The 23,241-nt window shown below is 72.5% G+C and carries 11 protein-coding genes and 1 riboswitch; of the genes, 2 read left to right on the plus strand and 9 right to left on the minus strand.

Annotated features, from left to right (window positions below):
• The first annotated feature begins 10 nt into the window (after nt 1–10).
• Nucleotides 11–1,096: an alpha/beta hydrolase-fold protein gene (locus tag ACZ4TG_RS03545; RefSeq protein ID WP_468159649.1), complete on the plus strand. Its 1,086-nt coding sequence runs from the start codon at nt 11–13 to the stop codon at nt 1,094–1,096.
• 18 nt (nt 1,097–1,114) lie between these two features.
• On the opposite strand, the gene ACZ4TG_RS03550 is transcribed toward ACZ4TG_RS03545, so the two are convergent.
• From ACZ4TG_RS03550 to ACZ4TG_RS03585, 8 genes are all read right to left on the minus strand, one after another.
• Nucleotides 1,115–2,818 carry an ABC transporter ATP-binding protein gene (locus ACZ4TG_RS03550; RefSeq protein WP_468159650.1) on the minus strand — a complete coding sequence of 568 codons (1,704 nt, stop codon included), beginning with the start codon at nt 2,816–2,818 and terminating at the stop codon, nt 1,115–1,117.
• Complete coding sequence (locus ACZ4TG_RS03555; RefSeq protein ID WP_468159651.1) at nt 2,805–13,814, minus strand: non-ribosomal peptide synthetase; 11,010 nt, start codon at nt 13,812–13,814, stop codon at nt 2,805–2,807. Before ACZ4TG_RS03555 ends, ACZ4TG_RS03550 begins: the two co-directional genes overlap by 14 nt.
• Before the next feature lie 56 nt (nt 13,815–13,870).
• The gene (locus ACZ4TG_RS03560) at nt 13,871–15,673 is read right to left on the minus strand and encodes an ABC transporter ATP-binding protein (RefSeq protein ID WP_468159652.1); all 1,803 of its coding nucleotides are present in this window, start codon (nt 15,671–15,673) and stop codon (nt 13,871–13,873) included.
• Entirely contained in the window at nt 15,670–16,731 is a 1,062-nt protein-coding gene (locus ACZ4TG_RS03565; protein WP_468159653.1) for an iron-siderophore ABC transporter substrate-binding protein, read from the minus strand. The genes ACZ4TG_RS03560 and ACZ4TG_RS03565 overlap by 4 nt, the downstream gene beginning before the upstream one ends.
• A 113-nt stretch (nt 16,732–16,844) precedes the next feature.
• Nucleotides 16,845–17,696, minus strand: a complete 852-nt coding sequence (locus ACZ4TG_RS03570) for an ABC transporter ATP-binding protein (RefSeq protein ID WP_468159654.1) — start codon at nt 17,694–17,696, stop codon at nt 16,845–16,847.
• A 38-nt stretch (nt 17,697–17,734) separates the two neighbouring features.
• Nucleotides 17,735–18,799 (minus strand): FecCD family ABC transporter permease, encoded by a 1,065-nt coding sequence (locus tag ACZ4TG_RS03575; protein WP_468159655.1) that lies wholly within the window; start codon nt 18,797–18,799, stop codon nt 17,735–17,737.
• Nucleotides 18,796–19,854: a FecCD family ABC transporter permease gene (locus ACZ4TG_RS03580; RefSeq protein WP_468159656.1), complete on the minus strand. Its 1,059-nt coding sequence runs from the start codon at nt 19,852–19,854 to the stop codon at nt 18,796–18,798. Before ACZ4TG_RS03580 ends, ACZ4TG_RS03575 begins: the two co-directional genes overlap by 4 nt.
• Nucleotides 19,855–19,919: 65 nt before the next feature.
• Nucleotides 19,920–21,275 carry a lysine N(6)-hydroxylase/L-ornithine N(5)-oxygenase family protein gene (locus tag ACZ4TG_RS03585; RefSeq protein WP_468159657.1) on the minus strand — a complete coding sequence of 452 codons (1,356 nt, stop codon included), beginning with the start codon at nt 21,273–21,275 and terminating at the stop codon, nt 19,920–19,922.
• A gap of 273 nt (nt 21,276–21,548) precedes the next feature.
• Here ACZ4TG_RS03585 and ACZ4TG_RS03590 point away from each other — a divergent pair, with 273 nt between their 5' ends.
• Entirely contained in the window at nt 21,549–22,496 is a 948-nt protein-coding gene (locus ACZ4TG_RS03590; protein WP_468159658.1) for a methionyl-tRNA formyltransferase, read from the plus strand.
• A gap of 48 nt (nt 22,497–22,544) precedes the next feature.
• On the opposite strand, the gene ACZ4TG_RS03595 is transcribed toward ACZ4TG_RS03590, so the two are convergent.
• Nucleotides 22,545–22,997 (minus strand): 2OG-Fe(II) oxygenase, encoded by a 453-nt coding sequence (locus tag ACZ4TG_RS03595; RefSeq protein WP_468159659.1) that lies wholly within the window; start codon nt 22,995–22,997, stop codon nt 22,545–22,547.
• A 103-nt stretch (nt 22,998–23,100) separates the two neighbouring features.
• Nucleotides 23,101–23,217: riboswitch (cobalamin riboswitch) on the plus strand.
• Nucleotides 23,218–23,241 lie beyond the last annotated feature (24 nt).

Genomic DNA, 23,241 nt, shown 5'->3' on the forward strand with positions numbered 1-23,241 from the left:
GGAGACCTGCATGCGTACGGAGAACGGCTTCGCCGCATTCGGACTGCCCGCCGAGCCCGGGAGCGACACGTTCTGGGCGGCGGCGGGAGCACCCGCGTCGGTGCCTGCCGGTGGCGGCGGTTGGACGACGTTGTTCCTGTGGCGCGGCTCTCCGGCGAGCGTCGAATTCGAGAGCTGGTCGGAGCCGGTACCCCTGCGCCGATGGGCGGACACGGACTGCTGGTACGCCGAGGTGCGCATGCCCGCGCGGCTGCGGGTGACCTACCGGTTCCTCGCGGGCGACGCGGCTCGTGCCGACCCGTTCAACCCCGCCGGTGCGGGCGGCGACCGCTCCATCGCCGCCACCCCGGACGCCCCCGCCCAGCCGCACTGGCCCGTCACCGGCGCGGACGGCGTGCTGCCCGTCCCGCGCACCCGGGTCCGCTGGGCCGGCGAACGCCTGGGCGGACGGCGTACCGTACGGGTCCACCCGGCGGGCGGCGGCGGACCGGTGGTCCTGCTGCTCGACGGGGACGACTGGCTGTACCTGCACCCGGCGATGACGGCGTTCGACTCGGCCGTCGCCGGCGGCGAGCTGCCGCCCGTGACGCTCGTCTTCCTGCCGACCAGGGACCGGGAGGCGGAGTTCGGGTGCAGGCCCGAGCTGTGGGAGGCCGTCCGGGACGAACTGCTGCCGCTGGTGGCGGAGACCGGCCTGCCCGCGGACCGGGACCGGCTGGTGGTCGCCGGGCAGAGCCTCGGCGGGCTGAGCGCGCTGTACGCGGCGCTGGAGTTCCCGGACCTCGTGTCCCGGGTCGCCTGCCAGTCGGGCTCGTTCTGGTGGGCGCCCGGCGCCCCGGCGCTCGCGGACCCCCTGGGCGGCCCGGCCGGCGGCGCCGTCGCCGCGCGCCTGCGGGAGCGCCCCGACCTGTCCGGGCTGCGGGTCGCCTTCGACGTGGGGGAGCACGAGACGCGGATGCTGCCCCACTGCGAGGTGGTCGAGACCCTGGCCGAAGAGGCCGGTGCGACCGTACGGGTCTCGCGCTCGGCGTCGGGCCACGACCGGGCGGGCTGGCGCCACGCCCTCCTCAGGGACGTCGCCTGGGCGCTCGGCTAGGCCGTCTCTTTCACCGCGTCACCGCGCCACGGCCAGGCAGTACTCCTCGTCGGAGGCGAGGAGGTTGCGGTGGGTGTCCTCGGCGGTGATGACGCCGTCGTCCAGGACGAGGACCCGGTCGGCGGCGTCCAGCAGGGCCGGGCTACTGGTGATCACGACGGTGGTGCGGCCCCGGCGCAGCTCCGCGACGTTGCGCGCGATGAGCTGTTCGGTGACCGCGTCGACGGCCGTGGTCGGGTCGTGCAGGACGAGGATGTCGGTGTCGGCGGCGAGGGCGCGGGCCAGGGAGAGCCGTTGGCGCTGCCCACCGGAAAGGTTCGCGCCGCGGTCGCGGACGGCGTAGTCGAGTCCTTCGCGGTGGAGCGCGACGACATCGGTCAGCATGGACGCCTGGACGGCTTCGGGCACCGTACGGCTGGTGCCCGACGGGTCGATGTTCGTACGGAGGGTGCCCGCGAAGATCTCCCCTTCGTACGGGTTCACCAGCATGTGCTCGCGGACCGCCTCGATCGACAGGTCGGCGATCTCCTGCCCGCCGACCCGCACCACCCCCTCGTACGCGGCGGGCGGGACCTTCACGGCGAGGACCGAGGCGAGATCGGCCGCCGCGCGCGGCTGGTACACGGCGACGGCCACGAACTCGCCGGCGGGCACCTGGAACTTCAGCCCGCGCAGGGCCCCGTACCGGACGCAGTCGATCTCCAGGTCACCGCCCGCGGCGGGGCGCTCCGGACCCGTGGTGGTCACCGGTGGCGCGGTCAGCACCAGCGCCATCCGCTCGGCCGACGCGCGCGCCATCATCACGTACTTGGGCATGTCCGAGAACATCTTGAGCGGTTCCATGATGAACTGCGCCAGCCCCACGGCCATGACGAGTTCCCCGATGGTGATCCGGCCGTTGAACGCCAGCCAGCCGGCCGTCAGCGTCACTGCGGCGGCGAGGGTCGCGTTGAGGGCCGCCGCGGTGCCCGCGTACACGCCGTTCACCCTGGACACGGTGATCGCCTGGCGCTTCGCCTCCGTACTGACCTTCCGGTAGGACCGGAAGGCCGCGTGGTTGCCGCCGAAGCCGTGCAACGGGCGCAGGCCGGTGATCAGGTCGGCCACCTTCGCGCCCGCCCGCGCCACCCGGGCCTGCTGTTCGCGGGTGCTGGAGCCGATCCGCCGGGACATCACGCTCAGGATCGACAGGATCGCGACGGTTCCCACGATCACCAGCAGGCCGAGCCGGACGTCGGCCAGCCCCAGCGCGACCGCGGCGACCAGCACCGCGACCAGCGAACTGATCAGCAGGGGCACCACCTCGATGATGTCGGCCGTCTGGTCGGCGTCCTCGGTGGCGATGGTCAGCACCTCGCCGGACTTGAGGTCGACGTCCCTGGCCACCGGCTGGAGTCCGCAGTCCGCGACCCGCACCCGCCAGCGGTGCGCCTCGGTCGTGTTGGCCTTCTGCAGGATGCGCATGCCGAACCGCCACGACAGGGACACGGTCGTGGTGATGGCGGCCAGCGCGGCGATCGACAGGGCGAGCGCGCCGAGGCTGCGGTCCCCCCGCATCGTGTGCTCGACGATCAGGCCGAGCGCGATGGGGAAGGCGGTCTCACCCGCCTGGTAGAGGGCCATGAGGACGGTGCCCCAGGTCATGGCGCCGATGTTGCGGCGCAGTGCGGTGCGCAGGATGCCGGACCCGTCGTGGGGCCGCTGCGGGTCAGGAGTCGTCATCGAGGTGTCGGGCAATCGCTTCGGGGGTTCGCAGGGTGAACAGATCGCGGATCGTGATCACAGGACCGTACTCCCGTCGGAGCAGCCCGATCAGCCGCACCGCCAGCATGGAGTGTCCTCCGAGGGACACGAAGTCGCTCACCGCGCTCACCTCGTCGTCGTCCAGGTCCAGTGCCTCTGCGAAGAACTCGCACACCGCGGTCTCGGTCACGGTCTCCGGGCCGCGCTCCCCCGCCGTGGTCAGCGCGCCCAGCGGCCTGGCCTCCGGCAGCGCTTTGGTGTCGGCTTTGCCGTTCACCGTCAGCGGGATCCGGGCGACCCGGGCGTAGTGCGTCGGACGGAGGAAGTCCGGGAGCGCGGCGCCCACTTCGGCGGCGACCGTCGCCAGGTCGCTGCCGCCGTCACCGCCGCCGCCGTCACCGCCGCCGCCGCCGTCGCCGCCGCCGTCGCCGTCGCCGTCGTCCAGTACGAGGTAGGCGGCCAGCCGGTACGCGCCGTCGACCTGCGGGTCGGGCTGGGCGACGGCGGCGACGAACCGCACCGCCGGGTGCGCGGCGAACGCCGCCTCGACCTCGCCGAGTTCGACCCGGTGCCCCCGGATCTTGACCTGCTGGTCGGTGCGGCCCAGGTACATCAGGTTCCCGTCGGGCCGGCGGAGCACCAGGTCCCCGGTGCGGTACATGCGCTCGCCGGGGGCGCCGAAGGGGCAGGCGACGAAGCGGTGCGCGGTCTGGGCGCTCTGCCCGAGGTAGCCGCGGGCGATGCCGATGCCCGACACGTACAGCTCTCCTGGAACTCCGTCGGGCAGGGGGCGCAGCCACGGGTCCAGCACGTACACGTCGGTGTTGTCGATCGCCACGCCCACCACCGGGTCCTGGCACTCGAAGGTGCCGACGCCGAGGGTGTTGATGGTGTACTCGGTGGGTCCGTACAGGTTGTACCCGGCCGTCCCCTCGGTCTCGGCGAGCCGCCGCCACAGCGTGGGGGTGACGGCCTCGCCGCCGAGCAGCACCAGCGGGGGCCGCCGGGCCGGGTCGTCGAGCAGGCCCTCGGCGACCAGTTGCTGTGCGTAGGTCGGGGTCACGTTGATGACGTCGATGCCGTGGTCGAGGCAGTACTCGACCAGCCTGGGGGCGTCGCGGCGCAGCTCCTCGTCGCAGACGTGCACCTCGTGGCCGTCGGCGAGCCACAACAGCTCCTCCCACGACATGTCGAAGGCGAACGAGACGGTGTGCGCGATGCGGAAGACCCGGTGGCCGTGGTCGGCGAGCACCGGCTCGAAGATCCGGCGCTGGTGGTTGATCAGCATGTTGGTCAGCCCTGCGTACTCGGTGACCACGCCCTTGGGCCTCCCGGTCGATCCGGAGGTGTAGATCGTGTACGCGGGGTGCCGCAGCCGGTCCGGGTCGCCCGGGGCGAACGTCACGTACGGCTCGGCCTCGGGCAGGGGCCGGTCCAGTTCGATCAGATCGCCGGGCGCCCCCTCCAGCCGGGGCGATACGGCGCTCACGGTGAGGACCGCCTCCGGGCGGGCGTCCGCGAGGATCGCGCCGATCCGCTCGTCCGGATGGTCCAGCTCCAGAGGCACGTACGCGGCGCCCGTGCGCAGTACGGCGAACAGCGCCACGATCGAGTCGAGGGAGCGCGGGACGGCGAGGCCCACGGTCTTCTCGGGGCCGATGCCGCGCCGGGCGAGCACACCCGCCACCGCGCGGCTGCGGTCCCGGAGCCGGCCGAAGGTCATGGTCCGGCCGTGGGCGACGAGTGCGATCCGCTGCGGGTCGCGGTCCGCCGCCCGGTCGAACCGGTCGACCACGGTGTCCGTGCCGATGTCCGTGCGGTCGGCGGACCCCGGCCGCGGTCCCAGGCCCGGCAGTGCGCCGACCGGGCCGGTGGACCGGGCCAGGTCGGCGAGCACCCGCAGGTAGTCGTCGAGGAGCCGCCGGGCGGCCCCGGTGTCGTGGTCGCGGTACTCCAGCTTGACCGTGAGCCGGTCGCCGGGCGTGACGACCCAGGTGAACGGGTAGTGCGTGGAGTCGTCCGCCCGCACCGAGGTGATGCCGTGCCGGGTGTTCATCGCGGCGAACGCGTCCATGTCCAGGAAGTTCTGGAGCACGAAGAGGTTGTCGAACAGTGTGTCGTGGCCGCTGGCCCGCTGGATCTCGCCGAGCCCGAGGTGCTCGTGCTCCATCGCCTCGACCCGGGCCGTCTGCACGGCGGACAGGTACTCCCGGACCGTGTCGCCCGGCCGGGCCCGCGTCCACATCGGCACGGTGTTGAGCAGGACGCCCACGATGCCGGACAGGCCTTCGCCCTCCCGGCCGGATACGGTCACCCCGAACACGGCGTCGCCGCGGCCCGTCCGCGCGGCCAGCAGGAGGCCGAACGCTCCGGTCAGTACCGAGTTCAGCGTGACGCCGTGCTCCTTGGCGGCTTGCCGCAGCAGCTCCGACCGTTCGGCGGAGAGCGTGTGCACGAGGGTGCGCGGCAGGCCGTCCGCGAGGGCCGGCGCCGGTCCGGCGAGCAGCGTCGGGCCCGCCAGGCCGGCCAGGTGCTGCGCCCAGAAGCGTTCCGATACGGCCGGGTCCTTGGCGTCGAGCGCCCGGGCGTGGTCCTCGAAGCCGGGTGTGGCCGGGACCGGGGCCGACAACTCGCCTGCGACGGCGGCCCGGTAGGCGTCGAACAGGTCCCGCAGCACGATCTCGCGGGACCAGCCGTCCCACAGCAGCAGGTGGTAGCTCAGCAGCAGGCCGTCGCGGCCGTCGGGGCGGCGGACCACCGTCAGCCGGATCAGCGGCGGCTCGCCCGGGTCGAATCCCGTGTCGCGGTCCCGGGCGAGCAGGGCGTCGACCTCCGCGTCCGTGGCGAGACCGACCGTGCGGACACCGACCCGGCGGCCCGCCGCGAGGACCTGGACCGGGTTGCCGTCGTCGTCGGTGGTGAAGCCGGCTCCCACGACCGGGTGCCGCCCGATCACCCAGGCCATCGCCTCGGCCAGCGCGTCGGTGTCCAGGCGCCGGTCGAAGGCGAAGTAGCTCTGCGCCACGTAGTGTCCGGCCGGTCCCGCCAGCTGGGCCTGGAAGAACAGGCCCCGCTGGAGCGGGGTGACCGGCGCCGTGCGCTCGGCGGTCGTGGCGGCGTCCGCGATGCGTTCCAGTGCGCTCCGCCAGTGCCGGGTGATCTCTTCGGGGATGCCCTCGGCGAGGGTGAAGGCCGCGTGCAGGCTTCCGGTGGCCGCGTCGGTCCAGGCGTTGACCTCGACGGCGTACGGGCTGCCCTGATCGCCGCCGGTGAGGTGCGGGGCCTGTGACTCGCCGCCCCGGCCGAGGTAGTTGAACAGCACCTGCGGGCGGGCGTCCAGCAGCGGGGCCGTCTGCGCGTCGAGGTACCGGAGCCGGCCGTAGGCGATGTGCGCGCGCTCGTCCGGCTGCCGTTCGGCGACCTCGCGGGCCGCCGCGACGGGGTCGGTGTGCGCCGTGAGGCGTACGGGCGCGATGGAGGTGAACCAGCCGACCGTACGGGTGTAGTCGTGGTGCGGCAGCACCGGGACCCGGCCGTGCCGCTCCAGGTCGATCGCGAGATCGGTGGGCGAGGGCTGGACGTGTGTCAGCGCGGTGCGCAGCGCCCCGCACAGGAGCTCGGTGAGACCGACGCCGAGTGCGGCGGGCGCGGTACGCGTCACGAGGCCGCTCGGTTCGGGCGGGAGCACGACCGTGGTCTCGCGCAGCCCCTCGACGGCGGGCAGCAGCGGGGGCGCCTGGAGCGTGCCGACCCAGTGTCCGAGGTCTTCGGTGACGTGGCCGGACTCGTACGCCAGTGCCCGCGCGTACTCGGCGTAGGACGTGGTGGGCGGCGCCAGGGCCGTGCCGCGCATGGCGGCGGCCAGGTCGTCCAGCAGGACCAGCCAGGACACCGAGTCGACGGCGAGGTGGTGCACGGTGACCACCAGGGTCCGGCTCGCCTCCAGCCAGGAGAACGCGATGACGTTCCCGGCCTCGGGATCGAGCCGTCCCGCGGCCTCGTTCGCCGCCGCCGTGGCGTCGGCCGGGTCGGTCGCGTCCTTGCGTACGACGGTCGCCTCGCGGGCGGGTTCGGTGCTCAGAGCCCACACCCCGTGCTCGACGCGCAGCCGCAACCGGAGGACCGGATGGGCGGCCACGACGGCGTTCGCGGCGCGCTCGGCGTCGGCGAACCCGGCGCCCTCGGGCGCCGGCAGGCTCCTGGCCTGGGCGAACCGGGCGAGGGATCCGCCCAGTTGCCGCTGGCGCAGGATGATCGGCGTCGGCGTCAGCGGGCCTTCCTCGGGGAGGGCGGGTACGGGCCGCGGAGCGGGCCGCGGTGTGCTCACCGCCAGGTGCTCGGCGAGCGCGCGCGGGGTCCTGAGCAGGAACACGTCCCGTGGCGCGATCGCGAGGCCGAGCGCCCTGGCCCGGTTGACCACGGTGATGGCGAGGATGCTGTCGCCGCCGGCCCGGAAGAAGTCGCTGTCGCCGTCGACGGCGGTGCCGGGCAGCGTCTGCGTGAAGATGTCCACCAGTGCGGTGAGTGCGGAGCCGGTCGCCGCCACCGGCATGGGGCGGTGTGCGGCCCCCTCGGCCAGGGCCTTGCGGTCCAGTTTGCCGTTGACCGTCAGCGGCAGGACGTCGACCGGCAGCACCCGCCCGGGCACCATGTGCGCGGGCAGCTTCGAGGACAGGAGGCCGGTGAGGGCGGTGAGGTCGCCGTGGGCCCGGCCCACGACGTGCGCGACGAGGTGGTCGCCGCTGTCCGCCACGGTGACGGCCACGTCGAGCACGCCGTCGAGTTCCCTGATCGCGGACTCCACTTCGCCCAGCTCGATGCGGAAGCCCTTGAGCTGCACCTGGTCGTCGGCGCGGCCGGTGAACTCCAGACCGCCGTCGAGCGTGCGGCGGGCGAGGTCGCCCGTGTGGTACATGCGGGAGCCGTCGCCCGCGAACGGGTCGGCCACGAACCGGCCCGCGGTGAGCGCCGGCCGGCTCAGGTAGCCGAGCGACACCTGGTCGCCTGCGACGTAGATGGCGCCCACCCGGCCCGGGGGCACCGGTCGGAGCCGCTCGTCGAGCAGGTGGGTGACCAGGCCGGGAATCGGAGCGCCGATCGGGCTGACTCCGCCGTCGGGGCCGAAGTCCTCGCCGGTCAGGACCCGGTGGGTGACGTGGACGGTGGTCTCGGTGATGCCGTACATGTTGACCAGCTCGGGCGAAGCCGCGCCGTGCCGCTCGACCCAGCCGCGCAACCGCCCGAGATCCAGCGCCTCGCCTCCGAAGATGATCCGGCGCAGTGCCGGGAGCGGCTCGCCGGCGTGCCGGTCGGCCTCGATGAACTGGTAGAACGCCGACGGGGTCTGGTTGAGCACGGTCACTCCGCGCTCGCGCACCAGCCGGTGGAAGTCGACCGGGGAGCGGGTCAGCCCGTACTCCGGCACCAGCAGTTCGCCACCGTGCGCCAGGGCGCCCCACAGCTCCCAGACCGCGAAGTCGAAGGAGTACGAGTGGAACTGGACCCACACGTCCTGCGGCCCGAAGTGCATGGCGGGCCGGGTGTTGGCCAGCAGCGTCACCACGCTGGAGTGCGGGACGACGACGCCCTTGGGCCTGCCGGTCGAGCCGGACGTGTAGATCACGTAGGCGGGATCGTGCCCCTCCGCCCCGGGCACGGTGGCGTCCCGGGTGTCCTGCGGCAGCTCGTCTCCCTGTACGAGCACGCGGGCCGGTACGCCCGCCCGGTCCAGCAGCCGCGTGAAGCGGTCCCGCCGGCCGCGGTCCACGAGCACGACCTGCGGGGCGGCGTCGGCGAGGACGTACTCCAGCCGTTCGTCCGGGTACTCCAGGTCCAACGGCACGTACGCCCCGCCCGCGGTGACGACGGCGACCAGGGCGACGACCTGCTCCAGGGAACGGGGGACGGCGACGGCGACGCGCTCGCCCGGCCCGACGCCGGCCGCGCGCAGGGCGGAGGCCAAGTCATCCTTGGCTCGCGCCAGTTCGCCGTACGTGAGGGACCGGGTACTCCCGTCGAGGGCGCACTGGGTGACGGCGGTGGCGGCCGGGTCGCGCTGCGCGGCGGCGTCGAACAGTGCGCCCAGGGTCGTCGGGGCGGCCTGCACGGGACGCCGGGCTTCCTCGGGTGCGAGGTCGTCGACCAGGGCGTCCGGCCGGGTGAGCAGACCGGTGAGGGTACGGCTGAACGTGTCCAGGATCGCCCGGGCGCCCGCCTCCCGCAGGAGGGCGCCGTCGTAGATGAGGTTGAAGCCCGGCCGGCCGTCGGCCGCGCGCTCCACCACGAGCGTCAACGGATAGTGCGGGGCTCCCTCGTTCACGATGCCGGTGATGGTCAGCGTGTCCTCGGGCCTCCGCAGGGCGTCCAGGTCGGTCGCCACGTCGAACACGACGAGGGTGTCGAACAGCGGACCGGCGCCGGCCTGGCGGCCGATGCGCGCCAGCGAGACGTGCTGGTGCGCCAGCACGGCGCTCTGGTGTTCGCGCACCGAGGCGAGCAGGCCCCGCGCCGTGGTCGTCGCGGCCCACCGGGCGCGCACGGGGATCGTGTTGATGAACAGGCCGACCATGTCCTCGATGCCGGGCACCTGCGCGTCGCGCCCCGACACGGTGGAGCCGAACACGACGTCCCTGCCGTGCAGGACGCCGCCCAGCGTCACCGCCCAGGCGCTGTGCACGGCCACGCTCAGCGGCACGCCGGCCGACCGGACGGCCGCGTCGATGTCGTCCTGCGGCTCCACGGCGGTGTCGGCGAACCGGTCGGAGGGCGTGTGCCCCTCGGCGACCAGCGAAGGACCGGGCAGCCCGGCGAGCTGTTCGCGCCAGACCCGGTCGCTCTCGTCCTCGTCGCGGCCGGCGAGCCAGCGCACGTAGTCGGTGAAGCCGCCGAGCGGGTACACGGTCCCCGGCGCGTGGTACTCGGCCAGCAGTGCGCGGAGCATCGGCGGCACCGACCAGCCGTCGGCGATGATGTGGTGCACGGTCTGCACCAGGACGTTGCGGCCGGCGCCGGCGCGGATGAGCGTGTACCGCATGAGCGGCCCGGCGGCCAGGTCGAAGCCGGCGCGGCGGTCCCGTTCGGCGTGGTCGCGGATCTCCTCGTCGGTGATGCCGGGGCGGTCCAGCGTGGTGAACGGGGCTTCGGCGCCGCCTTCCAGGACGGAGACCACCCGGCCGTCGGCGAGCGTCGAGAACCGCGCGGCCAGGTTGGGGAACAGCGTGAGCAAGCGGGAGGCCGCCGCGGCGAGCCGGGCGGCGTCCACCTCGCCGTCCAGCGTCAGCAGCTGCTGCTCGACGTAGTTGGCCGCGGAGTCGTCGTCGAAGACCGAGTGGAAGTACAGGCCTTCCTGGAGCGGGGTCAACGGCAGGACGTCCCGCAGCGCCGGGCCGTCGAGGTCGTCGACATCGGCCTGGGTGAGCGCGACCAGGCCGAAGTCACTGGGAGAGTGCCCGCCCGCGTCGAGTGCGGCGAGCCCGGCCAGGACCTCCCGAAAGTAGGCGCCGATGGTCGCGACGTCCTCGTCGGTGAGCAGCCCTTCGGGCCAGGAGATGGTCGTGACCAGTTCGTACGCGCCGGTCGGGCCGGGTTCGGCGATCGCGTTGAACTCCAGGGCGCGCGGCAGGCGCATCCTCGGGTCGCGCTTCTCGCCCAACTGGCCCGTGGCTGCGGCGAGTTCCCAGTCCCCGGGGGCCCCCGCGTCGAAGCGGCCCAGGTAGTTGAACAGCACCTGGGGTGCGGGGACGTCGAGCCCGGTGCCGGTCAGGTAGCGCAGGACGCCGTAGGACAGGCCGTTGCCCGGCACCCGGGCCAGGTCTTCCTTGACCGCCTTGAGGGCTGCGGCCAGGTACTCGGGAGCGGCGAGGTCGGCCGCCGCGCCGGGGTCCACGGTCACCGGGAACAGGGTGGTGAACCAACCCACGGTCCGCGACAGCTCCGGCTCGAAGCCGTCGGCGTCCGCCACGAGGTGTCCTTCGCGGCCGTGGCCCTCCAGTTCGATGTGGGCGAACGTCTGGTCCTGCCCGAGGTCGCGGCGCCACCGGGCGAGGGTGACGGCGAGCGCGGTCAGCAGGACGTCGTTGACGCCCGCGTGGAACTTGGCGGGGATCGCGCCGAGCAGCGCGGCCGTGACGTCGGGGCCGACGCGGACGGTCGTCGCCCGCTCCCGCGCGACGGTGTCGGCCGCGGACAGCGCGCGCCTGCCCACCGGTGCGTCCGCCCCCGGCAGGGGGCGCCGGTAGTGGGCGCGGTCCGCGTCGAACGCCGAGCGCTCCAGCAACTGCGTCCAGCGGCGGAAGGAGGTGCCCACCGGGGGCAGCTCGACCGGCGCACCGGAGGCGAACCGCCGCCACGCCGTGGCGAGGTCCTCCCGCAGGATCCGCCAGGACACGCCGTCGATCACCACGTGGTGGGCGACCAGGACCAGCTGCCGTGCCTCCCGGCGCCAGACGGCCCGCAGCATCACGCCGCCCGCCGGGTCCAGCCCGCCGGTGGCGAGCGCGGCGCACTCGTCGAGCGGCCGGTCGCTCTCCTGCCACCCGGCGACGGCCCGGTCCGCTTCCGGGATGTCGAAGCTCCAGCGGTCGCCGCGCACCAGCTTGGCCCGCAGCATGTCGTGCCGTGCGACCACGGCGGCGAGGATCGCGTCGAGGGCCTCGGCGGTCAGGTTTTCCGGGGTGTTCAGCACCACCGACTGCACGAAGCCGTCGATCGCGTCCGTGGTCTCGCCGAGCCACCGCACGATGGGCGATCCCACGACGGGACCGGTCGCGACGTCGGCGTGGTCCACGGTGGCGGCGCCCGCACGGCTCGCCACCGCCGCCAGCGCCCCCACGACGCTGTGGGTGAAGATCTGCCGTGCCGTGACGTGCAGACCCGCGTCACGTAACGCGCTCAGCAGGGAGATCGCCAGGATGCTGTCGCCGCCGAGCTCGAAGAAGTCCTGGTCGACACCGATCTCGTCCAGCCGCAGCACGGCCGCGACCGCCGCGCACACCAGGCGTTCGTTCTCGGTGGCGGGCGCGACGCGCGGGCCCGTCCCGATCTCGGGCTCCGGCAACGCGCCGCGGTCGAGCTTGCCGTTCGCGGTGAGCGGGAACTCCTTCATCACCACGATGTGGGCGGGCACCATGTACTCGACCATGTGCCCGGCGGCCCAGGCCCTGACCTCGTCCGCCCGCAGGTCCACGCTCCCGGCGGCGGGGATCACGTACCCCACCAGGTAGGTACCGCCCGCGGTGTTCCTCTTCGCGACGACGCAGGTGTGCCGTACTCCGGGGTGCTCCGCGAGCCCGGCCTCGACGTCCTCGATCTCCAGCCGCATGCCGCGGATCTTGATCTGGTTGTCGGCCCGGCCCAGGAAGTCCAGCGATCCGTCCGGGGCGAACCGTGCGAGATCACCGGTCCGGTACAGCCGGGACCCGTCCCCGGCGAACGGGTTCGCGACGAACCGGGAGGCCGTCAGACCGGGCGCGCCCGCGTATCCGCGCCCCAGGAGGAAGCCGCCGACGTACAGCTCGCCGCCGACCCCGACCGGGACCGGGCGCAGCTCGGGATCGAGCACGTACAGCTGGGTGTTGGGGTTGGCCTTGCCGATCGACGTCGACAGGCGTTCCGCCGCGCCCCGGTAGACGACGTGCGAGACGCCGATGGTCGTCTCGGCCGGGCCGTAGCCGTGGTACATCGGGATGCCGAGCCGCGTGCGGAACCGCTCGTACAGCTCCGGGGTGAGCACTTCGCCGCCGCACCACACGTGGCGCAGGCTGTCCAGCCGCCCGGAGTCGCCGGCGATCTCCAGCAGTACGTCCAGCATGGAGGACACCAGGTACGTGAAGGTGACGCGCTGCTCGGCGATCACGTTCAGCAGGTGGTGCGGATCGCGTTCGCCGCCGGGCCGCAGGACGACCAGCCGGCCGCCGGACACCAGCGGCAGGAAGATCTCGTTGATGGATATGTCGAACGACAGCGGCGCCTTGAACAGCGACGCGTCGTCGTGGCCGAATCCCAGGACCTCGTCGACCTGCCACAGCAGGCGTTCGCTGATCGCCTCGTGCCGGATCATCGCGCCCTTGGGCCGGCCCGTCGAACCGGACGTGAAGATCACGTAGGCGAGGGCGCCGCCGGGGACGGCGACCCCGGTCCCCTCGCGGGGGTGGGAACCGAACCGCCAGTCGCCGAGGTCGACGGCGACCGCATCCGGTTCGCTCGGGTCGCGCTCGCCCGGGCCGGCCAGCTGCAGTACGACGCGGGCGTCGTCGATGACGACGGCTCGGCGCGCGGCGGGCCACTGCGGGTCGAGCGGTACGAACGCGGCCCCCGCCTGGAGCACGCCGAGGAGGCCGATCACCATGTCGGCGGAGCGGCCGAGCGAGATGCCGACGACCTGTTCGGGGCCCAGCCCGCGTTCGATCAGATGGTGGGCCAGCTGGCTCGACAGTTCGGCCGCCTGGCGGTACGTAAGGCACCGGTGCTCGTCGACCACGGCTACGGCGTCCGGCCGGGTCCGTGCTTGTTCGCGGAACATCTCCACCAGGGTCGGGCGGACCCGGGGCGCCCCGGTGTCGTTCCACTCGGCCAGGGTTTCGAGCCTCGCCGCCACACTGGACGGGCCGATGGTGCCCAGGGGCCGGTCGGGGAAGTCGGCCAGGTCGTCCAGCGCGAGCTGCGCCTCGGCCGGCGCCACGCCTTCCGGGACGGCGATGCTGCGGCCGGCCGCGCCGTCCCCGCCGTCCGCGTCGCCCTCGCCGGCCTCCCAGCCGGCAGGGCCGGCGCCGCCGTTGTCGACCCACCCGAGGACATCGGCGAACAGGGTGGCGGAAGTGAGCTCCATGCCCTCGGGGCTGCGGCCCGTCGCCCAGTACGAGAGCCCGATGGCGCACGCCGCGGCGATGGTCCTGTCGGAGTAGTCACCGGTACGCCGGCGCACGTCGGCCAGGCGCGTGGAGGAAAGCCGTACGAGACGAGCGGTCGATTCCGTCATCGAAGACTCAACGCCCCTTCCAGTTCTGAAAGTTGACCCACCAGAATCAGGACGGGCTAGCTGCCCTCCCGCCAAGCCCGCCACAGTCGCGCGTACCGGCCGCCCAGGGCCACCAGCTCCTCGTGCGTGCCGTGCTCCACCACGCGCCCCTCGTCCAGCACGGCGATCCGGTCCGCCGCCATCGCCTGCGTCAGCCGGTGCGCCACGAACAAGGTGGTCCGGCCCGCGCACGCGGCCAGCACCGCCCGCTCCAGCTCGGCCGCGCCCTCACTGCCCGCCTCCGCCGTCGACTCGTCGAGCACCACCACCGGCGACCGGCCCAGCACCAGCCGGGCCAGGGCGATCTGGGCGACCTTGGTGACGTCCAGGCGCTCACCGCCCTCGCCGACCGGGGTGTGCAGCCCCTCGGGCAGCGCGTCGACCCATCCCTGCGCGCCGACGGTGCGCACGGCGTCCATCAGCTCCGCGTCGGTCGCGTCCGGCGCGGCCAGCCGGAGGTCGTCGGCGAGCCGACCGGAGAACACGTGCGTCTCCTGCGTCAGGATGCTCACCAGGGCCCGCGCCCCGGCCTCGTCCAGACCGGCGAGGTCGGTCGGCCCGACGCGCACCGACCCGCTCCCGGGGGTGCCGATGCCCGCGATCAGCGCGGCCAGGGTCGACTTGCCCGCGCCCGTCGCCCCCACCAGCGCGAGCGAGCCGCCGGCCGGGATGGCCAGGTCTACGTCCCGCAGGACCGGCTCGTCGGTGTCGGGGTAGCTGAACGTCAGCCCCTGCACCGTCACCGCGTACGGGATGCCGCCCGCCGCTGCGCCGGCCGCCGGTGCGACGGCGGGGGCTCCCACCAGCCGGTCCTCCGCGTCCTCCCCCAGCACCCCGACCAGCCGGGTCAGGCTCGCCCCCGACTTCTGCGCCTCGTCGAAGGTGAACATGATGGAGCCCAGCGGGGTGAACAGCCGGTGGAACAGCAGCGGGGCCGCCGACACGTCGCCCAGGCTCGCGGCATCGGCCTCCAGCAGGGCGTACCCCACCACGAGGATCAGCGCCAGCCCGATGAACTCGGCCCGGTTCTCCCTGCCGACGAACCGGCCGAAGAGCCGGAACACCTCGATGCCGAGGTCGCGCACCCGCCACGACTCGCGGGTGACCTTCTCCCGGACGGCTCCCTCCAGGCGGTACGCCCGGACGGTGTCGATCCCGTTCAGTCCGCTGATCAAGGCCTGCGCACGGTCGGCCTGCACCGCCCGCTGCTTGCGGTAGAGCGGGGCCGACCGGGGAAGGTACCAGCGCAGGGCCAGGGCGTACGCGGGCAGCGCGCCGGCGCCCGCCAGTCCGAGGCGCCAGTCCAGGCCGAACATGCCGACGGTGGCGATGGCCACCAGCACGCCCGCCGAGAACACCGTGGGGACGGCCGTGCGGATGCCCTTGGAGAGCACGGCCACGTCGTCACCGACCCTGGAGAGCACGTCTCCCCGGCCGACCTGCTCGATCCGTGCGCTCGGCATCCCGAGGACCGCCCGGACGGCGCCTTCCCGCAGCCGCGCGAGCAGATCCGCGCCGAGCCGCCCGACCAGGTAGGTGGACAGCGCGGTGGCCGCCGCGCCGAGCAGCGCGGCGGCCACCATGAGCACCCCTGTCGTGACCAGGATCGAGCGCGGTTCGCCCTCGACGACCCCGTCGACGACCCGGCCGAGCAGCAGCAGCGGGAGTACCTGGAGCGCCGCCCCGGCCACCGTGGTGAGCACGGTGGATGCGGTCAGCCACGGCACGTCGCGGCAGTGCGCCGCGACCCAGCGGGTGGCCTCGCGTCCGGTCGCCGTGCGCAGGGTCGACGGGGCGACGCGCGTGTCGGTGGTGCTCACACCTGGCCGGCCGACTTGACGAGCTCGTCGATCGCGTACGGCAGGGACAGCAGGGTGCCCTGGGACATGGCCGCTCCGACCGCCGGCCCTTCGCCGTCCAGGAGGTACGACACCTTCCCGTTCTTGACCGCGGAGAGGTTGGTGAACAGCTCGAACTTCTTCAGCGCCTCCTGGTCCGCCTTGTCGTTGATGACGAAGATGCGGTCGACGTCGATCAGGTCCATGCGCTCGGGGGAGAGCACGGTGTAGAACTTGCCGTCCGCGATCTTGTCGATCTCGGTCTGGCCCTTGAAGCCGATGCCCGTCACCAGCCGGCCGCGCACGTCGGTGGTGGTGAACGGTGCCGCCGAGTCCTTGTACCAGGACAGCGCGACGGCCGTCTGGTTCGCGAACTCGGGGTGCGCCTTGCGGGCCGCTTCGAGCTTGTCCCCGATGCCCTTCACCAGCTCGGCGCCCTTGTCCCCTTGGCCCAGCGCCTTGGCGATGTGCAGGGCGTTGTCCTGCCAGGGGGCGCTGAACGGCTCCTTCTCGGCCTTGGTGCGGCCCACGGTCGGGGCGATCTTGGAGAGCTTCGCGTAGGCGGCCTGGTCGATTTCGGAGTAGACCGCGATGATCAGGTCCGGCCGCAGGGCGGCGATCTTCTCGTAGTTGGGGCCGGCGTCGCCGTTGTTCATGACGACCTCGGGCCGGGTGCCGCCCCACTTCTCCTTCACCCAGGGCCACTGGGTGTTGACGTCGGGGGTCGTTCCCGGCGGGTTCGGGTACTGGTCGACCATGCCGACCGGCTTGATGCCGAGCGCCAGGATGGCCTGGTCGTCGGTGTAGCCGACGGCGACGACCCGCTGGGGAGCCTTGGCGATCTTCGTCGATCCGAACGCGTGCTCCACGGTGGCCGGGAAGGTACCGGCGGCGGCCGGGGCGTCGTCGCTCTTCGTGTCGGCCCGGTCGCCCGAGTCGGAACCGCATCCGGAGAGGAGGCCGAGCCCGAGGGCCGCGGCGGACAGCACCGCGGCCGTCCGCCGCCAGGAGTTCGTAACTGTCGTTCGATGGAGCAGCATCCGCAATCCCTTGCTTTCGTGCCATCCATTGCAGCCCCGCCCGAGGGCAGGCAAACCCTACCGCGCCCAAGTGAGGCTAGCCTAGCCTTACTTGAACCGTATCTTTGTCCAAGCTAGCCGAGCTGGACGTGGGTGCGGCCGATCGGCACGATCAGCGGCCGGTCCCCCACCGGGTCGTCGATCACCTTGGCACGCAGCCCGAACGCCTCGTGCAGCAACTCCGCGGTGACCACGTCACGCGGGTGCCCCTGCGCCAGGATCGACCCGGCCCTCATCACGATGAGGTTGTCGCTGTAGCGCGTGGCCAGGTTCAGGTCGTGCAGCACCATGACCACGGTGCATCCCGACTCGTGCAGGTCGTCCACCAGGTCGAGCACGTCGATCGCGTGCGCCAGGTCCAGGTAGGTCGTCGGCTCGTCCAGCAGCAGCAGGTCGGTGCCCTGCGCCAGCGTCATCGAGATCCAGACGCGCTGACGCTGTCCGCCGGACAGCGCGTCGACCGGACGGTCGGCCAGGTCGGACACCCCGGTCATGGCCAGCGCCCGCTCCACGACCGAGGCGTCGTCCGAGGACCACTGCCGCAGCCAGCTCTGGTGCGGGTGGCGGCCCCTGGCCACCAGGTCGGCGACCGTGAGCCCGTCCGGTGCGACCGGCGCCTGCGGCAGGAGGCCGAGCTTCTTCGCCACGTCCCTGGTCCTGAGCCGGGCGATGTCCTCGCCGTCCAGTACGACCGTCCCCCTGGCCGGCTTGAGCAGCCGCGACAGGGTCCGCAACAGGGTCGACTTCCCGCAGCCGTTGGAACCTATGATCGTGGTGACGACCCCCGGCGGGATCTCCACGTGGAGATCGTCGATGACGGTCCTGCCGCCGTACCCGACCGTGACGCCCCTGGCCGCCAGTCGTGAGGCGTCACCACTCCCGGAATCGCTCCCGGACCCGACCCCGGTGATGTGCTGAGCGGCCACGAGTTCCCCTGTTCTGTGCGTGCCTGATCGCATGTCGGTCACCGGCGGTTCGCCCGCACCAGCAGATGGATGAGGAAGGGGCCGCCGATCGCGGCGGTGACCACGCCGACCGGGAGGGTGATCGGCAGCGCCGTGCGCGCGACCAGGTCGGCGCCGGTCAGCAACAGGGCTCCCACCATGCCGGACGCCACCATCGGCGGGGTCGGGCATCTCGCCAGACGCATCGCCACCTGCGGCGCCACCAGTGCGACGAACGGGACGGGCCCCGCCGCGCTCACCGCCACGCCGGCCAGCAGGACCGCGCACAGGAGCAGGACCGCCCGGACCGCCGAGTACCGGACGCCCAGGCCCGCGGCCACTTCGTCGCCGAGGTGCATCGGCTTGAACTGGAACGCCGTACCCGCCACGACGGCCATCAGGGCGAGCGTGCACCAGAGCGCCACCCGGATGTCGTCCCACGACCGGTTGTCCAGCGAGCCGATCAGCCATGCCTGAGCGCGGGCCACGTCCCTGATGTCGGCCTGTACCAGCAGCCAGGTCGTGACGGCCTCCATCACGGCGCTCACCGAGATGCCGATGAGGATGAGCCTGAAGCCGTCGATCCCGCGCCGCCACGCCAGGAAGTACACCAGGAGACCCGTACCGAGACCGCCCGCGAGCGCCGCTCCGGACAGGCCCACGGAGTCGACGACCGCCGCGGCGGTCCCGCCCGACACCGTCACCAGGAACACCGCGACCGCGCCCGCTCCCCCGGTGATCCCCAGGATGTCCGGGCTGGCCAGCGGATTGCGCGCGATGGACTGGGTGATCGCCCCTGACACCCCCAGCGCGATGCCCACGACGCACCCGGCCAGGGCGCGCGGCATCCGCAGGTCCATGATCACGAACTCGTCGACCTGCTCGCCCCGGCCGAGGATCGTGGCGATCACCTGGGGCAGACCGATGGGGAAGTCCCCGACGCCGATGGACAGGCAGAACACGAGGAAGGTCGCCGCCACCAGCAACAGGGTGACGCACACGATCCACGGCCGCCAGACGAACGACACACGGCCGAACCGCACGCCCGGCGCCACCACCACCGGCTTCACATCGGCCCCGTTCACGCGTTCTTGAACTTTCCGCGCCACACCAGGACCGCGAAGAACGGCGCGCCGAGGAGGGCCACGACGACACCCGCGTCCAACTCGCCCGGCCGCACCAGCAGGCGCCCCGCGATATCGCAGACCAGCAGGACGACGGCCCCGAGCAGACCCGCGTACGGCACCAGCCAGCGGTAGTCCGGCCCGGTCAGGTACCGGGCCACGTGGGCCACCATGAGGCCGAGGAACGCGATGGGGCCGCAGGCCGCCGTCGCCGCCCCGGCCAGCAGGGTGATGGCGGTGATGCCGACCGTCCGGGTCACGGTGATGTTCACCCCCAGGCCCCGCGCCACGTCGTCGCCCAGGTTCAGCAGGTTGAGGGCGGGCAGCGTGGTCAGTGCCAGCACCAGCCCGACGGCGATGAACGCGACCACGGGCCAGATGACGTCGAATCCGACACCGGCCACGGAGCCCGCGTTCCAGAAGCGCAGCGCGTTCAGCGACGCCTGGTCCGACATGGCGACCGCCGTGGTCATCGCCGCGAGGAACACCGTGACCCCTTGCCCGGCCAGGGCGAGCGTCAACGGGTTGCCGGCCCCCCGGCCGATGCTCGCCAGCCCGAACACGACGACGCCGGCGACCGCCGCCCCCAGGAAGGCGAACCAGACGTACTGGAACGGGTCGGCGAAGCCGAACAGGGCGATCACCGTCACCACCGCGAACGAGGCGCCCGAGTTGACCCCGAGCAGGCCCGTGTCGGCGATCGGGTTGCGCGTGTAGCCCTGGATCAGCGCCCCGCCGACCCCCAGGGCCGCGCCCGCCACGACCGCGAGCACCGTCCGGGGCACCCGTACGGTCTGCACGATGAGTCTGATCTCGGTGAGCCGCCGGTCGGAGTCCGGCGCATCGAGCAACCCGTGCCACACCTCGGCGGGACTCAGTGCGCGCGCACCGACGGCCAACGACACCACCGCTGCCGCCAGAAGGATCAGCACGAGCACGGCGAAACCCGCAACTCGTCGCCGACGTGGCCCTGTTGTGCCTTTGGGCACGGGGCGCTCGACTGCAATCGTGCCCATGTCGCTGTACGTTATCCCTTCGCTCCACCGGCGAAACCTCGTCGGTGGCACTCGCCACCGCCCCGCTATCGGGCCGTGCTGCCCGTCCCGTCGACTACCGTCCGCACCTCGTCGGCATCGGACTTGCGGCCCCGGTCGAGGAGCGAGTCCAGGATCTCGCCCACCCTGATGGCGGTGTTGGACAGCAGGGACGACGTGATGCCGTGCGTGTGCTCCGTTCCGCCCTGCACGTAGATGCCGCAGCGCAGTTCGGGGTCGGTCACGATGCGGTAGTCGCGCTCGACGCGGACACGGCCCTCGTCGTCGACGAGGCAGCGGTCGGCGACCTCACCGAGGAGGCCGAGCGGGTCGGCGGGGCGGTAGCCGGTGGCGAAGACCACCACGTCCGCGTCCAGGGGGGTCTCCTCTCCGGTGACGAGGGACTGCACGGTCGCCCGGACCTTGGCCGGCGCCTCCTTGACCGCGGTCAGCCGGGAGACGTTGAGGAAGCGCAGCCGCTCGGTGCCGAGGACCTTCTCCTGGTACATCTGCCGGTACAGGTCGTCGATCAGGTCGATGTCCACGACGGAGTAGTTGGTGTTGCCGTGGTAGTCCATCAGCCTGCGCTTGACGTTCTCGGGCGCGGCGAAGTACTCCCCCACCGCCTCCGGGTCGAAGATGCGGTTGGCGAAGCTGCTGTCGTCGGCGGGGCTGTACCCGTACCGGGAGAAGACGGCGCAGACCTCGGCCCCGGGGAAGCGGCGGTGCAGGTAGGCGACGTTCTCGGCGGCGCTCTGCCCGGCGCCGACGACGATGAACCGGGACGGGGCGGTACCCGCCAACGCGTCGACCTTCGTCAGCAGGTCGCAGTTGTGCCAGACGCGGTCGGTACGCTCCACGCCGTCCGGCATGAGGGGGCGCAGGCCGGTGCCGATGACGAGGTTGCGGGCCCGGTGGAGCGCGAGCCCCTCCCCCGACCGGACCGTCACGTCCAGGTGGTCCACCACGCCGTCGCGGACGACGGGCGTGACCCCCACGACCTCGTGGCCGTAGGAGACCATGTCGTCGACCTGGTCCGCGGCCCATTCGAAGTAGTCGTGGAACTCGACCCGCAGCGGGAAGAGGTTCTTGTGGTTGATGAAGTCGATCAGCCGTCCCCTGCTCTTCAGGTAGCACAGGAAGCTGAACTCGCTGGCCGGGTTGCGGAGCGTCACCAGGTCCTTGAGGAAGGACACCTGCATGGTCGCGTCGTCGATGAGCATGCCTCGGTGCCACCCGAAGCCCGGCTGCTGCTCGAAGAAGCGAGCGGTCATCGCTCCTCCTCTGCCGACGCGTGCGTTGTGCTCGCCGACCGCGATGGCCATGGCCACGTTGGACGGCCCGAAGCCGATGCCAATGAGGTCGTGAATCAACGGGGCGTCGCCAGGACGAGCCTGTGCCATGTCACTCCCATCGTGCGGGGGCAGCCGCCGTACCGGGTGAGCAGGCAGCCGTCGGTCGAGCATCGGGAAGCACGGAAGTCGGGCACGCCGACGGAGCCGCGACCCAAAACTTAGGCAAGGCTAAGCTCATCACGATGAGCCTGTCGATAGACAAATCGGGCGGCCGGCGGCGGGGGAGATCGCCAACTCGGCTACCGGCAGGCACCGTTGCGGACTTAGGCAAGCCTTGCTTTACTCAAGTTTGGCCAGCCCCCTGCTCCGAGGAGGAACCCCATGCGGGTCGTCATGTTCGGTTACCAGACCTGGGGCCACCGCACCCTGCAAGCCCTCCTGGACTCCGAGCACGACGTGGTACTGGTCGTGACCCACCCCAAGAGCGAACACGCCTACGAGAAGATCTGGAGCGACTCCGTCGCCGACCTCGCCGAGGAGCACGGCGTCCCGGTGCTGATCCGCAACCGCCCTGACGACGACGAGCTGTTCGAGCGCCTCAAGGAGGCCGACCCGGACGTCATCGTGGCCAACAACTGGCGCACCTGGCTGCCCCCGCGCGTCTTCGGCCTCCCGCGCCACGGCACGCTCAACGTGCACGACGCGCTGCTGCCGAAGTACGCGGGCTTCTCCCCGTTGATCTGGGCCCTGATCAACGGCGAGACCGAAGTGGGCGTCACCGCGCACATGATGAACGACGAACTCGACGCCGGCGACATCGTGCGGCAGGAGGCGGTACCGGTAGGACCGAGGGACACCGCCACCGACCTCTTCCACAAGACCGTCGACCTCATCGCCCCGGTCACCGTCGGCGCGCTCGACCTCATCGCCTCCGGACGGACGGAGTTCACCCGGCAGGACCGGTCCCGGGCGAGCTTCTTCCACAAACGGTCCGTCGAGGACAGCCGCATCGACTGGGCCTGGCCCGCCGAAGACCTGGACCGTCTGGTCCGCGCCCAGTCCGAGCCGTACCCCAGCGCCTTCACCTTCCACAAGGGCAGGCGGCTCGAGGTACTGGCCGCACGCGTGTCCCAGGGCCGGTACGGCGGCACGCCCGGCCGCGTCTTCTACCGCGAGGGCGACGGCGTGGTGATCGTCGCCGGCGCCGACGCCCGCACCGGCCGCAACCACGGGCTGGCCATCACCCGCGTACGGACCGAGGACGGCCGGGAGCTGCCCGCGACCGAATACTTCACCTCCATGGGCGGATACCTGACCGCCCGGCCCTGACCGCCCGGTACGGGGCGAGCTGGGGCGGTGCGATGACGGCCCGTTGGTTCACGGTGTCGCGCGGGGTGCGGGCAGGGTGAGACGGGTGGCGGGCACCTCCGTCGCGGACCGCGTGCCGCTGATCCACGTCGTGAGGGTGAACCGGTGGTCGGCGAACCGCCCGCTGGGGCAGGTGGACGGGACGACCTCGTGGAAGGCCCCGGCAGGGAAGAACACGATGGTGTCGTGCTCGGGTTCGACGGTGCGGTAGGACTCCGCCGGCTGGGCCCCGCCCTCGTGGAGCAGCGTGTCGTACAGCCGGAGCTGGCCGCCGTCGAAGCCGCGGGGCCTGCGGTGGAGGTAGTACACCGCCGACAGGGCCGTCCTGAACGGGGTGGTCGGCGTCGTCGAAGGGGCACATGGGGGCGCACGGGAGTACGCCGCCCCTGTGCCGTGTACCGACCGTCGCGGGGGGTGGCCGGCCCGCGGCCTCGACAGGGGCGGTGACGAGCGCGTGACCACCCTGGGCCGAGTCCCGTGCGCCGGTCCGAAGCCTCCGAGAGGAGGCCCCTGTTCACCGGACCGGTGTGACCGTACGATTCGTCTGCCCGGCCAGGCCGGGCGGACAACTGAATCGCCGTGTGATCTGGGGGAAGCCGGTGGGAATCCGGCGCTGACCTGCAACCGTGTGGGGCGCATCCGCGCTCCGAGTCGGGGAGCCCGGCATGCGGTGCGTACCGCTTCCCACTGTCATGGTCTACAGCGC

Source organism: Streptomyces sp. NPDC028314 (assembly GCF_055565795.1).